The organism is Lysinibacillus sp. NPDC056959 (genome assembly GCF_042674095.1).
Classification (GTDB): domain Bacteria; phylum Bacillota; class Bacilli; order Bacillales_A; family Planococcaceae; genus Lysinibacillus; species Lysinibacillus zambalensis.
In genome coordinates this window covers 15,889-38,853 of the sequence record NZ_JBHURE010000034.1, presented here as the reverse complement: position 1 = coordinate 38,853, position 22,965 = coordinate 15,889, and the positions used below count along the sequence as shown (strand labels likewise).

Below are 22,965 nucleotides of genomic sequence, written 5' to 3'. Positions count from 1 at the left end.
GAGCCGCTTGGGCCAACAGATGTTTTTTGCGCGAAAGCGTAGTGCTAACGTAGCGACAGCGGCATGATGTTGGTCACGAAGGCGTTATCACAGGATGTGATGCTTTTAGCCTCAGTTCCTCTATTGCTGATCCCCAAGGAGTCGCCCAGTCGTAACGAAGATCAACTAATACACAGAGCATATATATGTCATCCGCAACTTTTGGTAATGATCCCAATTTTAATAATTTCACCGTATACTTATAACCACAGTTGTAATTGCTTTGATTTACTACTTTACAAATCCATATAAAACGATTCCTGTTGCTACTGCAACATTTAAAGACTCTGCTTGTCCCAAAATTGGAATAATCATATTTTGATCTGTCATTGAAAGTAGTTGTGGTTGAATGCCACTACCCTCATTCCCCATCATGATAGCGAATGAACCAGTATGTTCAATATCACTATAGACAACTGCATCCTCATCTAAAGCAGTACCAAATACCGGTACATCATTATCTTGTAGCTGCTCAATCCATTCCTCTAAATCACCGCGAAGGACAGGAATATGGAAATGTGATCCTTGTGCAGAGCGAAGCGTTTTAGGATTATATAGATCAGCACAGCCCTTGCCGAGAATTACTGCATCCAAACCAGCGGCATCAGCAGTACGAATCATCGTCCCAATATTTCCTGGATCTTGGACGGCGTCAATTAGTAGCACCTTGCGCCATGAAGCCATTACATCATCTTTTAACAAAGGCTGCTTACAAACTGCAAATACACCTTGGGATGTCTCTGTTTCAGCAAACTCTTTGACAACAGCCGCTGTTACTTCTATTGTCGCTACATTATCGATTGGCCAAAGCATTGGTAAATCAACACCTTCACGTACAATTAGCTGCAGCACCTGCTCTTTATTTTTTAATGCTTCCTCCACCAAATGGAATCCCTCTACTATGAATTCTCCAGATCTTTCACGCTCTTTCCGTGTCGTCGCTAGTTTCTTCCAATATTTCACTAACGCATTTTGCGTAGATTCAATTTTTTTCATCGTTCCTCGTACCGCCTTTTTCCTATATAATGTTCATTATTATACAGTAGAAAACGACAATTACATAGTCATGCAAAAAACAGTTTAATTGTTATTTTTCCGTTTACCAATTATCGGAAAGAAAGCCCCCTAGACGGAACGGAAATCAACCCCACGATATGACAATGAGCCATACATACTAAGATATTTTGCCATCATTTGAATTTTGGGATGACATTTTGTTAAAACGTATACCATGTGAATAAGTTGATTGTAGTGGAGGCTGGGCGACTCCTCGGGGATCAGCGATAGAGGAACTGAGGCTAAAAGCATCACATCCTGTGATAACGCCTCCGTGACCAACATCGTGCTGCTGCTGCTACGTTGCACTCACGCTTTCGCGCAAAAGACATCTGTTGGCCCGAGACCCTGGAGCGAGCAGATAGGGGAACGAAGGCTAAGAGCATCACATCCTGTGATAACGCCTTCGTGACCAACATCATGTTGGCCCAAGCGGCTCATCGGACGCCCCCAGGCAAGCGCCCAGCCGGAACGGAAATCAACCCCATGCTATGTAAATGAGCAATATTATTCCCTACTAGATATCCAGTGATATATGTTATAATTTTCAATATTTTAACAATGCGCAACGGGGATGAAAATAAATGAAAAAAAATGTACATGTAGTAGGTGCCATTATTGAAAATGAAAAGCATGAAATTTTTTGTGCGTTAAGAAATCCTAATATGGTACTAGCAAATTATTGGGAATTTCCTGGTGGTAAAATCGAAGAGGGAGAATCGCCTGAGCAAGCTTTATCCCGTGAAATATTAGAGGAATTTAATTGCTCTATACAAGTTGGAGAAAAGGTTGAGGATACCATTTATGAATACGAAAAATTTATAGTACGCTTAGAAACATTTAAAGCGTCGATTGTACAAGGAGAGCCGGTTCTACTAGAACATACTGCCATTAGATGGGTTCCTCGACATGAACTTCTAAATCTTAATTTTGCTCCTGCTGATATTCCAGCGATATATAAAATACTTGTAGAAAAGTAGTGGTAAAGTGAATTTATTCAGTGGGATTTTCTTCATCTCCCACTGAGTAGTCGTCTTCATCAATTGGACTTAAAGCAGGTGGTGGAATACTTTGAGGAAAATTAAATACATTAAACGGATCGTATTTTCCCTTTACTTCTCTAAGTATTCTAAGTTTAAGAACATAATAGGCATTTGGCCAATCTTTTATAAAACGATCTGGGGAATTTACATAATCTCCAGTTGTGAAAGGTGATAGAGCCCGCCTTAAATTTTCTACCCAATGAATATTTTTTCTTCCTCTTTAGGCTTTTTCCACGATGTAATATACTCCTAAACAATTAAAGCATTTCTATTGGGTGAGTTAGATAAAAATTCTTTCATTTGTACAATGGCAGCATGAGGGAATTGCCTTTCAATAAAGGATCCTGACCTTTTACGAAGAGCTGGTTTATTGCCGCTCGGTAAATCAAAAAACTCTACAGCTTTAATATACGGTACTTCCTATATCCATATGCTCGTTGGTGAACCTGCTTTTTTATAGGATGGAGTAGTTTCTTTAGCTCAGATGTTGTACCCTATAAACTCACCTTGAGAATATGAAGTTTGTAATTTTTATCACGTAAAAATGAAAGATAAATGCTCATTCCCTTTATTCATACATATGATGCTATATTGAAACCACTAAGGAGGTGTCCTAATGATTATTCATGTGGTGAGCGCTGGTGAAACGCTTTGGCAAATTGCAAACAGCTATTCTGTACCTATCAACTCCATTATCCAATTAAACGCTTTATCTAATCCAAACCAATTAGTAATCGGACAATCACTCGTTATCCCTTCCCCTTACACAACCCATACTGTAAAAAGGGGTGATACCATATGGTCAATCTCCCAACAATATGGGGTGACTATGCAATCGATTATCACAGAAAACCATTTAACGAATCCAGATGTTTTAACACCTGGCACTACACTAATTATTCCACCCACTACACATATTGTGCTACCAGGGGAGACTTTATCGCAAATTGCCACGCAATATGGAACGACTGTGCAAGCAATTGTTTTAGAAAATGAAATTACAAATCCAAACATGATTTATGCTGGTACGCATTTGATTATTCCGAGAGCAAAGCCTTCCATTGAAGTAAATGCTTATACGTATGAAGAGCCTAAAGAAGCTGTGCAGTCGATAAACGCGGTTGGTCATCTACTAACTTATTTTAGCCCCTTTGCTTATATGGTGAAGGAGGATGGAACACTACAGCCTATAAAGGATAAAGAAATGATTGATGCTGCCATTGCCAAAAACGTCACTCCTATGCTGACACTTACGAATTTCTCTTCCACAGAAGCCGGTTCCAACTTATCACATGTTATTTTATCTAGTGCAGAATTAAGGAAAAAGGTTATCGACAACACTTTACAAGTGATGCAAGAAAAGGGCTATAAAGTTCTAAACGTCGATTTTGAAAATGTTCTTCCAGCAGATCGGGAAAATTATAACACTTTCCTTCAATTAGCTGTTGATACCCTTCACCCAAAAGGATTCCTAGTATCAACGGCACTTGCGCCAAAAACGAGCGCAACGCAGACAGGCACTTTATATGAGGCACATGATTATGAAGCACACGGAAGAATTGCAGACTTTGTCATTTTAATGACATATGAGTGGGGATACCGACTTGGCCCACCTCAAGCGATTTCACCTATTAACGAGATGAGAAAAGTTGTGGAATATGCTTTATCAGTAATACCTGCTAACAAAATATTTTTAGGCTTTGAAATTTATGCTCGCGATTGGCTTCTACCGCATCTTAAAGGTCAAGAGGCAGAAACATTTAGCTCTCAAGAAGCACTTAACAGAGCAAGAAAATATGGCGCAACCATTCAATATGATAGAACCGCACAGTCACCATATTTCCGTTATGTCGATGAACAAGGTAGAAATCATGAGGTATGGTTTGAAGATGCTAGAAGTGCACAAGCTAAGTTTGACATGACGAAGCAATATAATCTTCGAGGTATAAGTTATTGGGCATTAGGTTTTCCTTTCCCTCAAAACTGGGCGCTATTAAATAATGATTTTTCCATTAAAAAAGTTTCATTATAAAACATGAGGGTAATTTCGCTAGACTAGACGCTTTCTAGGATGTCCGATGAACCGTTTTACGAAGGCGTTATTATAACTTAGTTTGCGCATTTAAGGCTTTATTATTAACCCAAAAAGTTCTAAACATTTCTACAATAAATTCTTATCTTTCCCTAGTTTTTCCCATGATAAAAAATCAAATCAAAGCCATATTAAGAAATATCAAAACGAAAGGAGAAACTAAACATGGGAAGAGACAATAAGCAAGGTCAAAGCGCAAACAAAGGGTCATTACCTCAAACGCCAAAAAACCAAAAAATAGCACCAAACAAAGTTAGTGAAGAATTTTCTCAAGAGTTTATGAACCTGATTAATACGGTTACTAAAGAAGGTAAGACAAAAAAATAAGGGGGGCTTCAAGTGGATTTTGAACGTGCACAAGAAATTGTCGCCTCACCAAAAGAATATGAAGTAAGCTATAATGGCGTATCAATCTGGATTGACAAGCTTCACGATGATGGTAAAACAGCAACTGTTCATTTACGGCGTTCTTTAGAAGAACGATCCGAAGTGGACATAGGAGAATTAAAGGAAGAGTACCTCGCACATTAAATATAAAACTGCTTACTTTCAATGATGAAGTTGAAGTAAGCAGTTTTTATGTTGTGAAAAACTATTAAATCAATGAACTAAGGTAAGTACCCTATCTAAAAAAGTATTACAATTCGGTAAAATGAGTATTTATTCTGGCATGTCATTCCAATTTCTATCCACGATTTTGATGGTTCTATCCACTATTTTGGCGGTTCTTTCCGTCGCTCCGACTTCTATTCCGTCGCCTCGGCCTTTCTTTCCGTCGCTTCGGCTCTTCTTTCCGTCGCTATCGCCCTTCCATCCGTCGCTCTATTTCCCGTCTCTGATAAGCCTAACTTTATATTACGAAATCCTCTTCATATTTAAACTCTTTTAAAACATCTCTTGCTCGCCTATGTAACTCCTTGAAGTTATTGGAAATCTCTTCTGCGGAAATCGGCTTACTAAATAAATAGCCCTGAATATAATCGCAGCCACCGTCTATGAGGAAAGCAAGTTGCTCCACTTCTTCAATTCCTTCGGCAACAACCTTTAATCTTAAATGCTTTGCCATGGATAAAATCATAGAAACGAGGGCTTCATCATTTGGATTATGTTGAATATTTCGTACGAACGTCCGGTCAATTTTCAAACAATCAATCGGAAAATCTTTTAAATATGAAAGCGACGAATACCCTGTCCCAAAGTCATCAACAGCAATTTGGATACCAATTGTCTTTAATTCATGAAGTAGCTGCGTTATTTGATCGATGTTCATCGTCATACTTTCCGTAATTTCTAATTGTAAGTATTTTGGTTCTAATTTTGTACATTGTAAAATTTCTTGTACCATATGCACTAAGTCTTGCTGGAATAATTGTCCGATAGATAAATTTACGGCAACCTTCATTGGTGGTAAACCTTGCTCCCTCCATATTTTTGCTTGAGCGCACGCCGTCTCTAAAATCCATTTCCCTAAAGGGATAATAAGGCCAGATTCTTCTGCAATCGGGATAAACTGTTCAGGTGATACAAAGCCACGGGTTGGATGACGCCAACGTACTAGTGCTTCAACAGAGTCAATTTTATCCGTTTTTATATTTACTTGTGGCTGAAAATCTAAGTAAAATTCTTCATTAGCTAATGCTTTATGGAGCTCTTGTTCAAGCAATAGACGATCAGCAAGACCAGTTGACATATACGGCTTATAAAAAAGAACTCTTTGAGGTATTTGGCTAGCTTCTCTCATTGCTAACTGCGCATGCATTAAAAGCTCTTCACCTGAGCAATTTTCTTCATGCGAGGCAATTCCAATATTAAGATTCCCGGTGAGTGTGAATAGTTGTACTTGTAATGGTCTTTTCATAGCGCTCTTCAAATTCAAGCAAAATTGTACTAACTCTTCCCTCGTCTTCACATGATTAATATAAATAATAAACTGCCCCTCAAGAAGCTTTGTTGCAAAATAATGAGGTGGTAATATAGCTTGAATTCTCTCTGCTACGAGCTTCATCATTGTATTAGAATAATTAATACCTATAGATGAGCGGATAGCGGCAAGGCGATCAATCTCAATCGCAATGATTGCTTTTTGACGACTATTGTCATGTAAATCCTCTTTTAAGGTTTTCAATAATAAATGTTCATTTGGAAGCTTTGTAATGTCATCGTGAAAAGCTTGAAAATGAAGCTCCTGCTGTGAATGCTCAAGATCTCGCTGTATTTTTAAAAGTTGCTGAAATGGTTTTTCAACAGTTGTATAGTAAATAGCTTTTAGGAAAAAGAAGAATGCAAAAAATTGATAAATTAATGCTGAAAAGCCCCAAATTGATTTTAAATCTTTGATGAATGCAAAGAAAATATCACTAATAATTAAATACATTGCTGCGCTAATAAGCCACATAACTCGTTTAGGCAGCTTTTCTTTATACTTACTTAAAATCACTATCGTTACACCTTGTAAGACAGCAGACAACAAATGAACAATTGCGTTTGCTTCCAGTAATAATTGTTCTTCAAGTAAAAAATATTTTGAAGAGAGATACACTAGAAAAAGAATCAGTAGTACAAATAATAAGGAACTGCTATATGAATAATTACGATCTTTCATCGTTAAGCGTTTTTTTTGCTTTAAAATAATAAAGAGAAAACCGATTGATAAGCATAAACGCTTTATTAAATCCAACCATATTTCCAAATATAGTGTTTCAGCCTTTGGATATTGAGTCAATGACAAGTTCACTAATTCAAACAAGGCGATGATAAAAAATAAATTACCTATGTATAATGTTTGATTTGATAATAAATGTGAAAAAACGAGCCACGATTGAATAGCGATTGCCATTGTAAATACAATAATTAGTACTTGTATAATCAAGTTCAAACAAATGTAACTTTCTTCACTAAAAGAACCAAGTACTTGATTACTTAAACCTATCAATGGTAACACTAGCAATAGTGGCAATACTATATACCAAATCTCTTTCTTTTTTATCTCAAATTGATTCAACCTATTCTCCAACAGAAACCCTCCAACCAATATATATCAAATTAGATAGGTAATATGTTCTATCCAAAGGGAATATAAAATTAAAAATTGTATTTTTCTTTGACTTCTTACGAATCATAGCATTTTTATTGGAAGTTGTATGCAAATTTTAAAAGTATGCCAATATTCATTTTTCACTGATATTAGCATACCTTCATTGCTTTATAGCACTATTCTTCTTTAGAATTTAACAACTCGCGAAGCTTAATCATTATTCTTGTACGTCTTTTTTTAACTGCCTCGACAGATACACCTAGTTCTTTAGCAATTTCCAAGTAACTATAACCTTCTACATAAAAAAGTAGTACTATTTTTCTTTCCTCTAATTTCAAATGAGACATAAACCATTCTAAAAGAGCTGGATTTCTTTCGCTTATATCATGGTCTCGAATATAATTTATCGTTTCATGATCCATAGTTGTATTCATATTTTCAAAACTCTTTTCCTTTGAAAGCTCTTTTAAAATTTCCCCTTTAACGGTTGTATAAATATAAGCAGAAAACAGTCCTTTTGTTTGATCTGCTTTACGCCAAGCATTCCACACGGCTATGGATGCTATATGACGATAATACTCAAAATCCTTATAAATTTGGCACTTTAACAAAATTGACGTGACCATCGGCTGGACTAATTCTAATACTTCATCAAATGGTAGTTCAGTTGATAATTTTTTATTATGCTGTGTTGTCATCCTATTGTCCTGTCGACTGTGCACAGTCCATTATTCCTAGGTGCCTCTATCTTAGTTAATAGGCTACAAGGATGTCGAACAGCCCTTTTATCAATATGATCAGCAAGTTTTTATAAGCACTTTTTAATATTTATACGCAACAATAGTGTGATATTTAAAAAATGATATGTTTTAACTTCTTTCAGAAGTTAAAGCCTCCGGCGGATGTCACGGAAATCGGAAAGGAGTTCTTAGGGGATGTTAGCCGAAAACCACCGCATCCATGCGATACGGCGAACTGACCTGCATCGGTAAAAACGCCACGTCCTGTGGCATTACCGAAATGACCGACATCGTGTCGGTCCTCACGCATGCCTAAGCACAAAGCCGATTCTGGACGCATTGTTTATCTGTGCGAAAGCAAAGCGGCAGCTACAATTATGCCGTGGCATAATTGATCTGTAATTCTATACATATTTCTTAAAGAGTTGGACAAATTACTACTAAGGAGGCGAAATAGATGAATTTTCAAATAAGAGATGCGATTACGACAAACGTACATGGACAATCAGCGGCTGAATTTAAAGATATTGTCGAGGATGCAATTAGCCGTGGTGAAGAGCATTTACTTCCAGGGCTTGGTGTGTTTTTCGAAAAATGGTGGCAGCAATCTAGTCCTGCTGAGCAGGATGCATTTACCCAAAAATTAGAAAAAGCCTTTGCTCACTAATTTTTTATAGCAGTTCATTCCATTTCCTATAAATGCATGATAAAGTTTAATTTATCAGAAAATTAGGAGGGATTGGAATGACTGTTGCTGTAGAATTAATAGTAAATCAACTAAAAAAAGTTTTATCTGAAGAACAGGTGTCAACAAACGAAACGGTGCGACAGCTACATGGAAAGGATGAATCTCATCATACAATGAGCTTACCAGATGTCGTTGCCTTTCCTCGTTCCACGGCCGATGTCAGTGCCATCTTAAAAATTGCGCATGCGGAACGTGTACCAGTCGTACCTTTTGGTGTTGGCTCAAGTTTAGAAGGTAATGCAATTCCCATTGCAAATGGCATTTCTATCGATTTCTCTGAAATGAATGCTATTTTAGAAATTCGACCAGACGACCTGCTAGTAAAAGTTCAACCGGGTGTAACACGTGCCCAATTGAATAAAGAATTAAAAAAACATGGACTTCAATTCACAGTTGACCCGGGTGCTGATGCTACACTAGGTGGAATGGCGGCAACGAATGCCAGTGGAACAACCGCAGTGCGTTATGGTGTTATGCGCGATCAAGTAAGAGATTTAGAGGTTGTACTCGCAGATGGTTCAGTCATTCATACCGGTAGCTTAGCAGCGAAGTCTTCTTCTGGTTATCACTTGAATGGCCTTTTCATCGGCTCTGAGGGTACGCTAGGTTGCTTTACAGAGTTGACTTTACAAGTCTATGGTATACCCGAATTTGTAGCGGCGGGACGTGCAGTTTTTGCGACAGTTGGCGATGCTGTCAATGCAGTAACCGCATTGCTGCAAGTGGGCATTTCAATTGGCCGTGTTGAACTGGTCGATGAAGCCTCTATTAAACAAGCAAATATTTATAATGAAACATCCTATGACGAGAAACCGACACTATTTATAGAATTTCACGGAAATGAAGCTGGTATGCATGCAGATATAGAATTTGCTAGAGAAATTTTTGCGGACTTTGGCTGTCTTTCTGTTGAATTTGAACATGACAATGCAGCTCGTAATAAGCTATGGGAGGCGCGCCATTCATTGGCCTATGCTTATATCCATGCCTATCCGGGGAAAAAGCTTATGTCGACTGATGTTTGTGTGCCGATATCTATGCTTGCTGAGTCCGTTTTGTATGCTCGTGAACAGCTTGAGGAAGTTGGTCTTGCAGGCGGAATTGTAGGTCACGTAGGAGACGGTAACTTCCACGCCTTGTTAATGTTAGATCCAAACGATGCTGAGGAGCAAGCAAAAGCCAACCGCTTCAATGAACATATCGTCCAATTTGCTTTACTGCGTGGTGGCACTTGTACCGGTGAACATGGTGTTGGTATTGGGAAAATGAAATATCAGTCTACAGAGCATGGAACGTCTTTATTAGTGATGAAGAGCATAAAGGCAGCACTTGATCCACATAACATTATGAATCCAGGGAAAATTTTCAACTTATAAGGTAGATACTTAAAACACGATCTCGCCATGAAAGGAGAGACCGTGTTTATTTTTGGAGATTATCGACTGTTACGCTCAGTCCCTAATGCGCTTGGTATCATCGTTTCAACCAGGTAATCTCCTTCTTCAAATATTATTTTTTTCAACTCAATACCGAAAAATTCCTTCATCCTTACTTCTGTCATTACCTCTTGTACTTTACCGTAGATGATGCCTTTTTCTTTTGCAGTCATCAAGACTCGGTCTGCTAGATAAAATGCATGATTTGGGTAATGGGTATTAATTATGCATGAGATTCCACGTTCCTTTGATAAACGCTTAATCGTTTGTAAAATAACTATTTGTTTTTGAATATCCAAATGCGACTCAGGTTCATCTAAAATCAAAACTTCTGGTTCAGAAACAAGCGTTCTTGCAATTAAAGCTAGCTGCAATTCACCACCACTAATTTCATTGCATGATTTTTTAGCAAGATGTAAAATATCAACCATCTCAAGTGCTTGATGAGCCGCTTCCAAATCCTTCGCAGATGGCTGAGCAAGGGTACTAATATACGGAGCCCTCCCCATAACGACAAGCTCTTCTACAGAAAATCCAAATACCATTTTATGCGCTTGGGGCACATATCCAACACGTTTCCATAGTTCTTTACGATTTAATGTTTCAAGCGATTTGCCGTCTATGAAAGTTTCTCCTTTTTTCCATTCAAGTAACCCAGTTATACATTTTAACATCGTCGTTTTCCCTGCTCCGTTCGGACCTAGAATCGCCATTATTTCACCTGGCTCCAATGAGAAATTGATGTCTTGTGCATATAAATCAGGTAATCTTTTTCGTCTTTTTTCATAATGATAATTACCGTTTATCACTTCAATTTTCATGCCCAGCCTCCTCCTGAACGGCGTAATAAATAAGCGAAGAAAGGCGCTCCAATAATTGCTGTTAAAATAGATAAAGGTATTTCTGTTGCTGTTAATGAACGAGCTAAATCATCAATTATTAATAAATAAATACTACCAATAGCTACAGATACAGGTAATACAAATTGATTGTTATTCCCGACTAGCATACGTGCAACATGTGGAATAATTAAACCGACCCAACCAACAATACCAGCAACTGCCACGGATGCGGCTGTAATTAAAGTCGCTCCTAAAATGACGAACCACTTTAAACGAGTAACGGGAATTCCCATTGATGCTGCCTCGTCCTCCGGCAATGTTAAAATATTCAATCGCCAACGAAGCAAGTATAAAAGTAAAATTCCAATTAATATTAGTGGTCCACCGATATATAAATCCTTATAGGTCGCGGTACCAAGACTCCCCATTAACCAGTAAGTAATGGCTGGAAGTTTTTCTTCTGGATCAGCCACAAATTTTGTTAAGGAAATTAATGCATTAAAGAGTGCAGACGTAACAACACCAGCTAAGACAAACATAAAAATTGGTGCATTTTTCTTTGCCCCTGCAATTAAATACGTAAAGCCAATTGCACCTAATCCAAAAATCAGCGCCATCATTTGTGCAATAAAGTTTTGCCCAAATAATAATATCCCAAGCGATGCTCCAAACCCTGCCCCCGCAGAAACACCTAATATATCAGGTGATACTAACGGATTTCCAAACATACCTTGAAAGCCTGCACCCGCAATCGATAAACCACCGCCAATTAATAGAGCAAGTAAGATTCGAGGTAACCGAATATTCATAACTACAGTTTCTTCCATATTTGTCCATGTTTGCTCAATAGGAAACACTTGAGAAGCTAGGATTTTAATAATATGCTCCAAGCTTACCTCAAACCTTCCAACACCGAGAGAGACGATTGCTACAAAAATTGGCAGCAACCATAAAAGTAATATTCTCCATTTCTTCATTTACAATCAGTCCTTAATATTTCGCTGCATCTGAAGAAGGATTTAAAATAGAGTGGACTTCCTTATCTGAAACATCAAATTCATAGAAATCCTTATAGTAAGCTTTAATCTCATCTTCAATTTTATAGTTGAATAACGTTGAGTGATTTTTTTGTGCCATCCATTTTAGCATTAATGGCGCATCACCACTTGGTGGGAACCAACGATAAATACCTAATGGAATTTTATAAACTTTTCCCTCTTGAACAGCTTTCACCTGACTCCAATCCTGACCATCCACCTTGTTTTCAAGCAAATCCTCCGGCTGTGTTTCAGTAAAGTTAGTGATATAAATGATATCTGGATTCCAAGCATAGATTTGCTCCATATTTACTTCTTTTCTTCCTTCTACATCATTTTCAGCTACATCTATAGCTCCAGTTGCATTAAGCCATTGGTTTCCGAAGAAATTTCTACCACCGACAGTAATTGATTTATCATTATGCATATGTAAAATCATTGCTCGTGGCTTGTCCTTTGTGGCAACATCTTTCAATTTAGCATTAAGTTCAGACTGCACTTTTTTACCTTCATCTAAGAAGCGATCAGCACGGTCAGTTGTTCCTGTTATTTGACTCGTTAATGTCAACCAACTATTGAATGTTGCTAGAGGCTCAGCAGCTGCCGCATCAATAGCTTTTACAGCAACAACTGGAATTCCCGCTTCAGTGATTTTGTTAATTGAATTCTCATCTGTTGCAATTTCAACGTAGAGCTGTGGATTTATTTTCATTAATTCTTCCACATTCACTTCACCATTTTGAATAAATGATGTTTCTGCTTTTAAAACATCTGGTGAGATTTTGGCTAAAATTGAATTTTTTGCGGCATTATACGAATTTGGATGCATACCAACAATTTCTTTCGTTGAGTTTGTAGCGACATACCATGTAGAGAAATAAGGTAATATTCCTCCTGTCACGACACGATCAATTTTGCCCGGTACTGTTACTTCACGCCCAAGCTGATCTGTCACAATTTTTTCCTCTACTGTTGACTGAACTTCCGCTTTTGAAGATTCAGCAGATTGATTTGACGCTGAACCTCCATCTTGACTGCCACATGCTGCAAGCATTGCAGTTAATGCTAGCGTAGCTAAATAACCATATTTTCTCATTAATTCTCTTCCTCTCTTAACCATTTTGCCATTCCGTGTAAAAAGGGCTTCGACTGATCGATAAAACCAAGCCCAATATGGAACATTGGATCTAGTGTTGTGACAACTAATTCACCTTTAAAACTTACGTTGTCGATATAAAATAGTGAACGACCACCTGGTATGTCTAGTAATGATTGCGCACCAACTGGTGGTAAAAACGAACCATGATAATGCCACTTCATATTATGAAGCGTTATATAGTTAAATAATGGATGTGTTGTATTTTGCTCGCTCATTGGTAAATCGCCGCCTTCGCGTACCCACCAGCTGAAATTCACTTCCGAATCCTCCCAATCAATTGTAGGAAACCAATTATCTAAAATCTCACCAAAAATAATGAGTCGCTTACCCGATTCAATAAATGAGATAAGCTGGGATTGATAACGTCTCAAATGGGGAATATCAAGGCGGCACGATAAAATCAATGTGTCATAATCTGCTATATTATATCGATGTAATTCACGAATATGTAAAATATCATCATATAAATATTGAAATTCTTGGTCTTTAAAAAATCGGTTTTGAAAGGGTAATCCATTTGTTACGATACCAATCATTGTGTCTCCACTCCCCTCAATTGATTGCGCTCATACTCTTCTCGGATGCATGTAAGCATTTGCAAACTTAAATATCGCGAGGAATTATCTTCATCGATAAATACCCGATAAATATCCGTCCCTGCACCTGCAAAAATTGTGCCATTTGTTGAATCACGATCCACATAAATGATCGTCGCACCACTTTGATCCGTCACAAGTACTTCTGCATGCAATGGAATCTTTTCGAAATAACCACGAGAAAAAAATCCTCGAACTCCTTTACGGTAGTTAATGTCATAAGCATCAATACCTGCGAATAATGGATGTATTGGCTCTTTTATAATTATTTCACGATCCTTTAACGGAATCGGAGAACGCTTCCAGCTAGTAACTCCTACTAGCCAAGGTAATGATGTCTCTGTAAGTGAAAAAATAACGCCTCCTTGAGACAAATATTGATTCAAAACATCTTTATGCTCTAATAAAAATTGCTCTTCTACTAAATTAGTAATAATTAAGCCTGTGTAGGCACGTAAATCGGTATACGGTAAATCGTATAAATATAAAAATGTTAATCCTCGCTTTCGATCCTCATCTGTCAGTCTCGAAAACTGTATATCAATACCAACATAAGCAATTGGTTGCAAAACGAACCCTTCTTTCTATCTTAGTTTTATTGAAAATGATTATCATTTGCATCTAAATACATATTACAGTATAGTGATAATGATTATCATTGTCAAACTAGTTTTATGCGCTTCCTTTTGTTTCCAAGACATTAGAGAGGGATTTTTTCCTCGAACAATATATTCAAAGGGCATAAAATGCTTTTTCAATATAATTTATTACTTAACTTTATTTTTGGAGGAATAAAATATGAGTGACCCGATTTCGATACTAAAACTAGACCCTGGACATGCTTTCGGTGTGAATGGTCGTATGCAAAAAGATACAGGAAATGAATCAAAAATAATTGATCAATATGATTTTGCATATGCAAATTTGGAGAATGTGGATGTTATCCTAATACCAAACTTTATTGATCAAGAATTTTTGTATAGTCAACGTGAGAAGATTGCTGCCTTTTTAGAAGAGAAAAAAATCGTAGTGTATTGTGGCCATCTATTTCGCGAATGGCTACCAGGCTGTGGTCCATTTATGCCACAGCTTATTCGTAATTATAAAGATTATGAGGTTTTTCCGACTGCAGATTCATCTATTTTCCAAGGTGTAACTACCGAAGATATGACATTTAAAAAAGGAGTTGCTGGCTTTTTTGCACGTGGTTATCATCACGCACCAGAAGATGCAGAAATATTACTTACTTTCTCAAATGGTAAGGCGGTTACATATGTAGATCGTTCTACAACAAATGGTACCATTTTAGTCCATGCAGGACGAGATTTACTGGGCTATGCTAATGAAAACAAATCAACTGACCTTATTCGCCCACAATTTTTAGCATGGCTTGAAGCAGAAGTACAATCATTAAAGGAGAGCACAGTACAATGAGAAAAATCGGTGTTATATATAGTGGTAATGAGTCACATTATCGGACGTTCCACGAGCCAAAATTCAATCAATATATAAAAAAATTAATTTATCATCCCGATTTCCTAGAAACGGACATCGACGACTTAGACGTACTAATTGTTCCCTCTCAATTAAATCACAAACTGTTACTTGCTAGCGTGACAAAAATACAATCATTTGCTGATAAAGGTGGAATTGTAGTTGCATTTGGACCACAGCCATGGAGTTGGCTACCAGCTCAACAATGGGAAGAACGACCAACGAATTTTTGGTGGTGGCTTGAAAAAGATGCTTCAAGTGGTCTAATATTACAACAACCAAAACACCCTCTATTTAACGGTTATTTAACACTCGCTGACTGCACATGGCATCAACATGGCGTCTTCTGGCCTCCTGAGAATGCAGATATTTTAATATCGACGGAAGATGGTGGTGCTGTTTTATATATTGATACTACCTCTACTGGCGGAACATGGATTATTACGACATTAGATCCTGATTTCCATTTCGGATCTTACTTTATGCCAGCAACCGAGCGTTTCTTCGAAGGCTTTTTCCCATATTTAGCCTATGGAAAAATTTTATAAGCGCTGATTTAAAAGTAAATGCCATAGAAAAGGGTGAATCAACCCTTTCCTATGGCATAAAAAATTTTACGAAAATTTATAAATCATAGCGGAAACTTTTTACAAGCTTACCTCCCTTATAAAACTCTTTAGATTCATCTCTTACGAAGCCCAGCGATAAATAAAGATTAATAGCAGCCTGCATAATATCACCTGAGTGCAAATATAATGCTTGATCCTGACGATTGCGTGCAAAGTCGAAGCTTTCATGCAATAATTTTTTAGCAATGCCTAGCCCTCTACCTTTAGGATGGACGCCCAGTAAGCGTACAATGGTAGACTTTATGTCAAGCTCCGGCAGACCATACGCTTTTTCGGAATCTGTAAATAATTGCAGTCCCCCTAAAATCTCATTGCCACGCTTTGCTACTAAAATGGTTTCTGCATTTGGATTACCAACAGATGCGCGAATATCACTTAAGTACGATGCCCAGTTCTCTGGGTTTTCATATTCTTTTTCATATTGTGCATAACTCTCTACTAGAACCTCTAAATACCGGGCATAGTCTTCCTCTTTCAAATGCTCAATCACTATTTCAGCTACTGCCATTGTTCAATCCCCTTTTCTATTTAATCATCTATATCCATTATGCCTCAGCATAATTACGTCTCTTAGCCTGAGGTACTCTTTTCAGCGAATGTTTGAATACCTGTACCTGTCGCTACGTTTTCGGTACAAAGACATTCGCCGAAAAGGAGTTAAATGCCGCCCTTACTATAGGCAGTTACTCTTTTCTCAATACGATGGGCAAGCCATTCAACGATAACTGAAACACCCCAATAAATTAGCCCGACAGCGATAAATGCCTCCAAAAATTTTAAATTAATAGAAGCAACGATATTCGCAACCCCAGTTAACTCTTTAACTGAAAGGAAAAATGCTAGTGACGTGGCATGTAAAAAACCAATAAAGACATTTGTGAAATTAGGGATGGATTTACTAAATGCTTGGGGTAATATATAGCGTCGCATCGCCTGTGAAAATGTTAAACCGACTGCATATGCTGCCTCTAACTGTCCCTTTGGTACACTTAAAATACCGGACCGAATTATTTCGGAAGCATAAGCTCCTGCACTTAGCATCAAGGCAAAAATAACAAAAAATAAAATAGGAATAGAGCTTGATTGAATCTCAAGTTTTAAAGCCTTGGCAAAGACATCAACAACAATTGGTATGCCAAAATAAACAAGCATAATATGCATAATGATAGGTGTGCCTCTAAAAAAAGATACGTAAAAATTAAACAATGGTGCGAGAAATTTGGTTTGTTGTATCCGAATAAATGCAACAATAATGCCGATTAAAGTGCCCAATAAGACAGGTGTAACTGCCATGAACAACGTTAACGGCAATACTTTACTAATTTCTTTTAACGCTTCAAAAATAAAAGCAATATCTATTGTCATAGCCATTACCCCCTAACTAGATGCAGTTTCCTTAGGCATATATCGATTAAGATACCGTTCATTGCGCTTTAATACATTTTCTAACAAAATAACAATGACATAATAAACGATGGCCAGCGCCAAATATATTTCCAGTGCTCTAGTCGTTGAAGCAATTAGCGTTTCTCCACGTCCCACCATATCCATAACGCCAATTGAAAATGCTAAAGACGTATCCTTTAATGAACTTATCATCGTATTTGCCATATTGGGAAAGGCCACACGAATCGCCTGAGGGAGAATTATGCGAATAAAGCCCTGTATTCCACTTAATCCAACTGAATAAGCTGCCTCCATTTGTCCACGATCAACTGTTAAAATTGCCGCTCTAAAAATCTCTGCAAACGATGCAGCATTGCTCAACGTATAAGTAATAATTACAAAATACATAGCATCCATTCTTGTTACATCAATATGCACCAGTTTCAATAATGCTGGTATACCGTAAAACACTAAAAACAATTGCACTAAAATCGGCGTACCTCGAATAAACGAAATATAAATCGTTATGATTTGCTTCAAAACTGGTATATGTAGCAGCTTTGGTATAGCGATCACTATACCGAGCAGCATGCCAAAAATAGTGGCGAACACTAAAATTTCAAGTGTTACTGGTAAATACTGAAGCAATATTGGAAGTACTTTTGCAATTAGTGTGAAGTCAAAATCATTAGCCATACTTCCTTCTCCCTCTCCTATTTCGTTTAGAAGTCTACCGTATAATCGTCACCTAGCCATTTCTTACTTAGCTTACTAATGACGCCTTCTGCCTTTAATTCTCGAATTGCATCATCAAGTCGCTCATGTAAGACAGCCTCGTCTTTATTTAATAAGAAGTAAACTTTTGAATTTAATAAAGCATCTCCTACAACCTTCTCCTGCGCCTCATTACTTTCGTTATAGTACTTTACTGCAAATGGTGTTGTAATGATTGCATCGATTCGACCTGTCGCAAGTTGATTGTGAATATCAACCGAGCCGGAAGAATAGATAATATTAGCGCCTAAATTATGTTCCTTATTGTATTTCTCTATATAGACAGCCGAGTTACTAGTTGGTGAAACACTAATGTTTTTCCCCTTCAAATCATCAATGGATTGAATAGAATTGTTTTTTGCATTGACTGTTACTTGTAATGGGAATACATTATAGGGCTCTTTGTTAAAGAGGAATTTCTCCTCTCGTTCACTATTGACCTCCATTTGATGGGCAATAAAGTCAATTTTCCTTGTCTCTAAACTTAATAATAAATTTGAAAATTCCATTGTTTTAAATTCAAATTCATATTCTGGTAGCTTCTCATCAATGGCACGAACAAGCTCTACATCATATCCTGTTAAATTCCCCTTGTCATCTATGAAACAGATATTTGGAAATTGGGTTCCTGTACCAACAATGATTTTTTGAACGTCCTTGCCACCTTGTGCTGCACTATTTTCACTAGTATCTCCTTCGGACTTTTCCGTATTTGTACAAGCTGTTAAAAGTAAAGTTAGTAATAATAGTAAATAAAACGATAATTTTTTCATAAACTCCCTCTCTTCTTATGCATGCGATGGTAGATCAACAGCAAGTACTGCTTTTAAATGCTCCAACCCAATTTCTGTTACTGCTTTAAAGACGCCATTTGCTCCTATTTCGACAACCGGGACATAACGGACACCATATTTTATTTCAAGAATGTCACGGAATGCATCCTGATGTGTTACATCCACTGTTTTGTATGAAATGCCTTGTTGTTGTAAATATGTTTTCACTTCATCACAATAGCTACAGCCTTGCTTCGACCAAACAATTACATCTATATTTTTTGCCATGTTCATTTCCTCCTTAGCTTACCGCTTCTTTTTGCTGCAAATTTACTGGACTTAAAAGTTCAAATGATCGTTCCCGTTCAAATTCCTTCAACACAGGCGTATGCAAAATAAACTCATCAATTTGATAGCGCACATGATAGTCATCTAATACCGTTTTAATGCCTTCTGGAGTACCGTATACAATATCTGCATCATATTGCTTCACCGTAAATGTCTCTCCAGATTCCTGACCAAATTTCTTTGCAAGTTCTACCGATTGTAATGTTAGGCTTCTACCACTCGCTAAATGCACCTTCGTAATTTTTTGATCACCAATTAACTCTTTCGCCTCTTCTTTTGTAGGGGCTGCAAAGGCTGCGATAGAAACAGCGAAATGACCGTTTGGATAATGCTTGCGATATGCTGTAACTGCTTGTGCTAACACGTCATTGTCACTATTAATAAATCGAGCAAAGACGAACGCAATGCCTAATGTGCCTGCAAGAGCGGCACTTTGTGGACTTGCCCCTAGTAAAAATAATGCTGGCTTTACCTTTGGAATCGGCGTTGCCTGTACTCCATATAACTCGTGCTCAGATGGTACAGTTTGATCAATTAATTGCTGCAAAAATGATAATTTTCCCTCGAAATCTTCGCCTTGATTGAGCGTGCCATATTGCAACGCCTTCGTAGAGAGGGGTAAACCGCCCGGTGCCTTCCCTATGCCTAAATCAACTCGCCCGGGCTCCAACGATGCGAGAACATGAAAATTTTCAGCTACTTTGTATGGGCTGTAATGCTGAAGCATCACTCCACCCGACCCGATATTGATAGACTTTGTTTTAGCAAGTAGATAAGATACTAATACCTCTGGAGATGATCCCGCTAATGTATCTGTATTATGGTGCTCTGACACCCAAAAACGTGAGTAACCCAATTTCTCTGCTTTTTGTGCTAGAGCCACTGTTTTTTGTAAGGTCTGCTCGTTTGTAGCACCCTCAATAATAGGACTTTGATCTAATATACCTAATGAATAGCTCATACACTTTCCTCCTCCAAATACACTTACTCATATATGTTTACTAGGTTTTTAGACAGATTGTTTGATATAACGGCTTTCTTTAAATGGTAAACCTAAGTTACCACGTAATGTGTCTGCCTCGTATTCTTCACGATATAGCCCTCTAGCCTGTAAAATCGGCACAACCTTATCTACAAAATCCTCCAGTGCTCCAGGTACAGTAACACCTATAATAAAGCCATCAGCCGCCTCTTGTTCAAACCATTCCTGTACGAAATTAGCAACATGCTCTGCTGTGCCAAAGAACGCCGTTTTTGGGGTTGCTTCACGTAAAGCAACTTGTCGCAATGTTAACTCTTCTAGTTTGGCATATTTTTTAATATAATCAGTCGTACTTCTAAAGCTATTTGCTCCTATTTCACCAAGCTCTGGGAACGGAGCATCTACATCATATTGTGTAAAGTCATGATGATCGAAATATCGACCAAGATAAGCAAGTGCACGCTCTATCGAAACGAGCTCAACGATTTCCTGATACTTCGCTTCCGCTTCCTCAAGCGTATCGCCAATAATCGGAGAAATTCCTGGGAAAATTTTAACTTCATCTGGATTGCGTCCAAATGCTGCAACCTCAGTCTTTACTCTTTTATAAAATTTCTGTGACTCTTCTAATGACGTACCATGTGTAAAGATTGCGTCTGCACCCTTTGCGGCTAATCGAATTCCTGCATCTGAAGAACCCGCTTGGAAAATAACGGGCTGCCCTTGCTTAGAGCGCGCAATATTTAGCGGACCTTGTACTGAAAAATATTGGCCCTGATGATTTAATGTGTGTAGCTTAGTCGAATCAAAAAATACATCATTTTCTACATCTGCAATGAAAGCATCGTCATCCCATGAATCCCATAATCCCCTTGCCACTTCTAAATATTCCTCAGCAATATGATAGCGCTCTGCGTGACTAGGGTGCTGCTCAATTGTTTTATTGTAGTTTAAGGCAGTGCTTTCTAACGGGGTCGTGACAACATTCCATCCTGCACGCCCCCCACTAATGTGATCTAACGAAGCAAATTGACGCGCCACTGTAAATGGTTCGCTATAGGAGGTTGATACAGTGCCTACTAACCCGATGTTTTTAGTTGCTACTGCTAGCGCCGAAAGAATAGTTAGTGGTTCGAATCGATTTAAAAAATGAGGAATCGATTTTTCATTGATGAACAAACCATCCGCAATAAAAGCAACATCAAATTTCCCTTGCTCAGCCTTTTGTGCCTGTTGAATATAAAACGGCAAGCTTACACTTTGATTGCTAGCAACCTTAGGATGACGCCAACTTGAAATATTACCACCTACACCATGAATAATAGCCCCGAATCGAATTTTGTCCTGTCTCACCATATTTACTCCTCCTCAAATTTTATTTTTACTAAACATAGTGGTTAAGTATGTTTTAAGTTTAAAAAAATACTTTATTTATGAAATCATAAATAAAATAGGATTGAGGAAGATAATACCGTTCATTCATACAATTTGCAATGGGCTACATAATAGAAAAAATTTTACTGTCTTATAAAATATTTTATCAATATCAATTATGTGTCGGCATAATTGTAAGCCTCCAGCGGGTATCACGGAATCGGAAAGGAGTTCTTTGTGCAAGTACAAAGCCGAATCCGGACACCCGCATTCATCTCACCACCTAAAGAAGTGGTTGACCACTGCTGAAAGTAGCTAAATTTTCTTGAAGGCTTTCAAATTGTACAGCTGTCTCTACTATTGTTTTCCAAAAAGCTGGTGCGAGCGTCTCTTTATTTTTATACGTTAAAAAAATGTGCTGATTCATATCAAGTAAATGCTTAACATCAACCTCAACAAATTCACCATTTTCAAGCTCTTTTTTTACACAAAGATGTGGTAAGAAGCTCATATACTCCCTTGTACGGATAAATTCTTTCGCTACTTCTAAATGATCCGTTCGCACTTCAATATTTGCTGATACGCCCTCTACCTCAAACATTTTATGCACATAATTCCAATCAAAAGCCCCACATTCAAAAAACACCATTTTCTGTCGTGCCAGTTCCTTTGCATTCATTACATTATTTTGTATAAAGGGGTGCTCCCGATGCATCACAAGTTTAACCGCATTACTTAGCAATAGCTCATTGTAAATTCCTTCCGTATGAACATATTGAATAAGACCCATATTGATTTGATGACTTTGCAGTTTCTCTAAAATTACCGCTGTTGAACCTGTGATGATTTGAAAATGCAAATGCGGAAAGTCTTTCTTCCATTTCGGCAAAGCGTAAGCTAAAAAATATTGTGCTGTGACTCCATTTGTACCAATGCATACCTCATCAGACTCCTGCGTTTCCCCTAATTGTTTTTTCCCTCGTTGAAAAGTTTCCACAATCTGTGTCGCAAACGGAACAAAGTCCTTCCCTTTATCCGATAATATTACACTTCGCCCATCTCGATGGAATAACTCGACATTCAACTCTCGCTCCAATGATTTAATACGAGCAGTCACAGTCGGTTGAGATAAAAATAATGCATTGGCGGCCTTATGAATACTTTTATAATGCACGACATATAAAAATGCCTCGATATGATCAATGTTCAACCGGAGCCCTCCTCAAATTACTTATTTATCCTATTATATAGATAATTGTTTTAATTCTCTATAAAAGATTGGAAAACTAGGTTTTATATTTTTACAAAGTAACTGTTCATTCAAAGAGCGCCCTTGAAAGGCAGCGTAACAAGAAAAAAGCAACCTAGCGTCTCCCAGGTTAC

At 37.7% G+C, this 22,965-nt stretch carries 24 protein-coding genes and 1 pseudogene; 8 read left to right on the top strand and 17 right to left on the bottom strand.

The window, feature by feature from the left end; translation table 11 throughout:
* Positions 1-270: 270 nt before the first annotated feature.
* On the bottom strand, positions 271-1,035 hold the full coding sequence (locus tag ACFTQ7_RS23060; protein ID WP_349659257.1) for a TrmH family RNA methyltransferase: 765 nt from the start codon (positions 1,033-1,035) through the stop codon (positions 271-273).
* 644 nt (positions 1,036-1,679) lie between these two features.
* Between ACFTQ7_RS23060 and ACFTQ7_RS23055 the strand changes: the two genes are divergently transcribed.
* Positions 1,680-2,075, top strand: coding sequence for a (deoxy)nucleoside triphosphate pyrophosphohydrolase (locus tag ACFTQ7_RS23055; RefSeq protein ID WP_386831452.1), 396 nt, complete (start codon positions 1,680-1,682; stop codon positions 2,073-2,075).
* Between the two features lie 13 nt (positions 2,076-2,088).
* On the opposite strand, the pseudogene ACFTQ7_RS23050 reads toward ACFTQ7_RS23055, so the two are convergent.
* Positions 2,089-2,346: pseudogene (locus ACFTQ7_RS23050) on the bottom strand (BBE domain-containing protein); the annotation flags it as partial.
* 408 nt (positions 2,347-2,754) lie between these two features.
* Here ACFTQ7_RS23050 and ACFTQ7_RS23045 point away from each other — a divergent pair.
* The 3 genes from ACFTQ7_RS23045 (at position 2,755) to ACFTQ7_RS23035 (ending at position 4,761) form a co-directional block, all read left to right on the top strand.
* Entirely contained in the window at positions 2,755-4,170 is a 1,416-nt protein-coding gene (locus ACFTQ7_RS23045) for a LysM peptidoglycan-binding domain-containing protein (protein WP_386831450.1), read from the top strand.
* Between the two features lie 225 nt (positions 4,171-4,395).
* On the top strand, positions 4,396-4,557 hold the full coding sequence (locus ACFTQ7_RS23040) for a YfhD family protein (RefSeq protein ID WP_197144730.1): 162 nt from the start codon (positions 4,396-4,398) through the stop codon (positions 4,555-4,557).
* A 12-nt stretch (positions 4,558-4,569) separates the two neighbouring features.
* Positions 4,570-4,761, top strand: coding sequence for an H-type small acid-soluble spore protein (locus ACFTQ7_RS23035; protein WP_079563186.1), 192 nt, complete (start codon positions 4,570-4,572; stop codon positions 4,759-4,761).
* A 319-nt stretch (positions 4,762-5,080) separates the two neighbouring features.
* Here ACFTQ7_RS23035 and ACFTQ7_RS23030 read toward each other — a convergent pair whose 3' ends face one another.
* Both ACFTQ7_RS23030 and ACFTQ7_RS23025 read right to left on the bottom strand, forming a co-directional pair.
* Complete coding sequence (locus ACFTQ7_RS23030; RefSeq protein ID WP_386831456.1) at positions 5,081-7,192, bottom strand: bifunctional diguanylate cyclase/phosphodiesterase; 2,112 nt, start codon at positions 7,190-7,192, stop codon at positions 5,081-5,083.
* A 248-nt stretch (positions 7,193-7,440) separates the two neighbouring features.
* Entirely contained in the window at positions 7,441-7,962 is a 522-nt protein-coding gene (locus ACFTQ7_RS23025; RefSeq protein WP_386831447.1) for a sigma-70 family RNA polymerase sigma factor, read from the bottom strand.
* Positions 7,963-8,461: 499 nt separating this feature from the next.
* Here ACFTQ7_RS23025 and sspI point away from each other — a divergent pair, with 499 nt between their 5' ends.
* Both sspI and ACFTQ7_RS23015 read left to right on the top strand, forming a co-directional pair.
* On the top strand, positions 8,462-8,671 hold the full coding sequence (gene sspI, locus ACFTQ7_RS23020; RefSeq protein ID WP_079563188.1) for a small acid-soluble spore protein SspI: 210 nt from the start codon (positions 8,462-8,464) through the stop codon (positions 8,669-8,671).
* Between the two features lie 77 nt (positions 8,672-8,748).
* Positions 8,749-10,128: an FAD-binding oxidoreductase gene (locus ACFTQ7_RS23015; RefSeq protein WP_386831445.1), complete on the top strand. Its 1,380-nt coding sequence runs from the start codon at positions 8,749-8,751 to the stop codon at positions 10,126-10,128.
* 59 nt (positions 10,129-10,187) lie between these two features.
* Here ACFTQ7_RS23015 and ACFTQ7_RS23010 read toward each other — a convergent pair whose 3' ends face one another.
* Genes ACFTQ7_RS23010 through ACFTQ7_RS22990 form a run of 5 tightly spaced genes read right to left on the bottom strand, consistent with a single transcriptional unit; the run spans position 10,188 to position 14,391 of the window.
* Positions 10,188-11,009, bottom strand: coding sequence for an ABC transporter ATP-binding protein (locus ACFTQ7_RS23010; protein ID WP_386831443.1), 822 nt, complete (start codon positions 11,007-11,009; stop codon positions 10,188-10,190).
* Positions 11,006-12,007 (bottom strand): FecCD family ABC transporter permease, encoded by a 1,002-nt coding sequence (locus ACFTQ7_RS23005; RefSeq protein WP_386831441.1) that lies wholly within the window; start codon positions 12,005-12,007, stop codon positions 11,006-11,008. Before ACFTQ7_RS23005 ends, ACFTQ7_RS23010 begins: the two co-directional genes overlap by 4 nt.
* Before the next feature lie 13 nt (positions 12,008-12,020).
* Positions 12,021-13,163, bottom strand: coding sequence for an ABC transporter substrate-binding protein (locus ACFTQ7_RS23000; protein WP_386831439.1), 1,143 nt, complete (start codon positions 13,161-13,163; stop codon positions 12,021-12,023).
* Positions 13,163-13,762: a hypothetical protein gene (locus tag ACFTQ7_RS22995; RefSeq protein ID WP_386831437.1), complete on the bottom strand. Its 600-nt coding sequence runs from the start codon at positions 13,760-13,762 to the stop codon at positions 13,163-13,165. The genes ACFTQ7_RS23000 and ACFTQ7_RS22995 overlap by 1 nt, the downstream gene beginning before the upstream one ends.
* Positions 13,759-14,391 (bottom strand): hypothetical protein, encoded by a 633-nt coding sequence (locus ACFTQ7_RS22990; RefSeq protein ID WP_386831435.1) that lies wholly within the window; start codon positions 14,389-14,391, stop codon positions 13,759-13,761. Before ACFTQ7_RS22990 ends, ACFTQ7_RS22995 begins: the two co-directional genes overlap by 4 nt.
* 229 nt (positions 14,392-14,620) lie before the next feature.
* On the opposite strand from ACFTQ7_RS22990, the gene ACFTQ7_RS22985 reads away from it, so the two are divergent.
* Together ACFTQ7_RS22985 and ACFTQ7_RS22980 are read left to right on the top strand one after the other, a co-directional pair.
* Complete coding sequence (locus ACFTQ7_RS22985; protein WP_349659244.1) at positions 14,621-15,256, top strand: hypothetical protein; 636 nt, start codon at positions 14,621-14,623, stop codon at positions 15,254-15,256.
* Complete coding sequence (locus tag ACFTQ7_RS22980; RefSeq protein ID WP_386831433.1) at positions 15,253-15,864, top strand: hypothetical protein; 612 nt, start codon at positions 15,253-15,255, stop codon at positions 15,862-15,864. Before ACFTQ7_RS22985 ends, ACFTQ7_RS22980 begins: the two co-directional genes overlap by 4 nt.
* 76 nt (positions 15,865-15,940) lie before the next feature.
* On the opposite strand, the gene ACFTQ7_RS22975 is transcribed toward ACFTQ7_RS22980, so the two are convergent.
* From ACFTQ7_RS22975 to ACFTQ7_RS22940, 8 genes are all read right to left on the bottom strand, one after another.
* On the bottom strand, positions 15,941-16,453 hold the full coding sequence (locus ACFTQ7_RS22975) for a GNAT family N-acetyltransferase (RefSeq protein ID WP_079563197.1): 513 nt from the start codon (positions 16,451-16,453) through the stop codon (positions 15,941-15,943).
* Between the two features lie 149 nt (positions 16,454-16,602).
* Complete coding sequence (locus ACFTQ7_RS22970) at positions 16,603-17,310, bottom strand: amino acid ABC transporter permease (protein WP_386831430.1); 708 nt, start codon at positions 17,308-17,310, stop codon at positions 16,603-16,605.
* 12 nt (positions 17,311-17,322) lie between these two features.
* Positions 17,323-18,027, bottom strand: a complete 705-nt coding sequence (locus tag ACFTQ7_RS22965) for an amino acid ABC transporter permease (RefSeq protein WP_386831428.1) — start codon at positions 18,025-18,027, stop codon at positions 17,323-17,325.
* A gap of 26 nt (positions 18,028-18,053) precedes the next feature.
* Entirely contained in the window at positions 18,054-18,878 is an 825-nt protein-coding gene (locus ACFTQ7_RS22960; RefSeq protein WP_386831426.1) for a transporter substrate-binding domain-containing protein, read from the bottom strand.
* A gap of 15 nt (positions 18,879-18,893) precedes the next feature.
* On the bottom strand, positions 18,894-19,166 hold the full coding sequence (locus ACFTQ7_RS22955; protein ID WP_079563201.1) for a glutaredoxin family protein: 273 nt from the start codon (positions 19,164-19,166) through the stop codon (positions 18,894-18,896).
* A 13-nt stretch (positions 19,167-19,179) separates the two neighbouring features.
* Positions 19,180-20,187 carry an LLM class flavin-dependent oxidoreductase gene (locus ACFTQ7_RS22950; RefSeq protein ID WP_386831423.1) on the bottom strand — a complete coding sequence of 336 codons (1,008 nt, stop codon included), beginning with the start codon at positions 20,185-20,187 and terminating at the stop codon, positions 19,180-19,182.
* A 48-nt stretch (positions 20,188-20,235) separates the two neighbouring features.
* Positions 20,236-21,564, bottom strand: a complete 1,329-nt coding sequence (locus ACFTQ7_RS22945; protein WP_386831421.1) for an LLM class flavin-dependent oxidoreductase — start codon at positions 21,562-21,564, stop codon at positions 20,236-20,238.
* Positions 21,565-21,865: 301 nt separating this feature from the next.
* Positions 21,866-22,792 (bottom strand): LysR family transcriptional regulator, encoded by a 927-nt coding sequence (locus ACFTQ7_RS22940; protein ID WP_386831419.1) that lies wholly within the window; start codon positions 22,790-22,792, stop codon positions 21,866-21,868.
* Between the last annotated feature and the right edge of the window lie 173 nt (positions 22,793-22,965).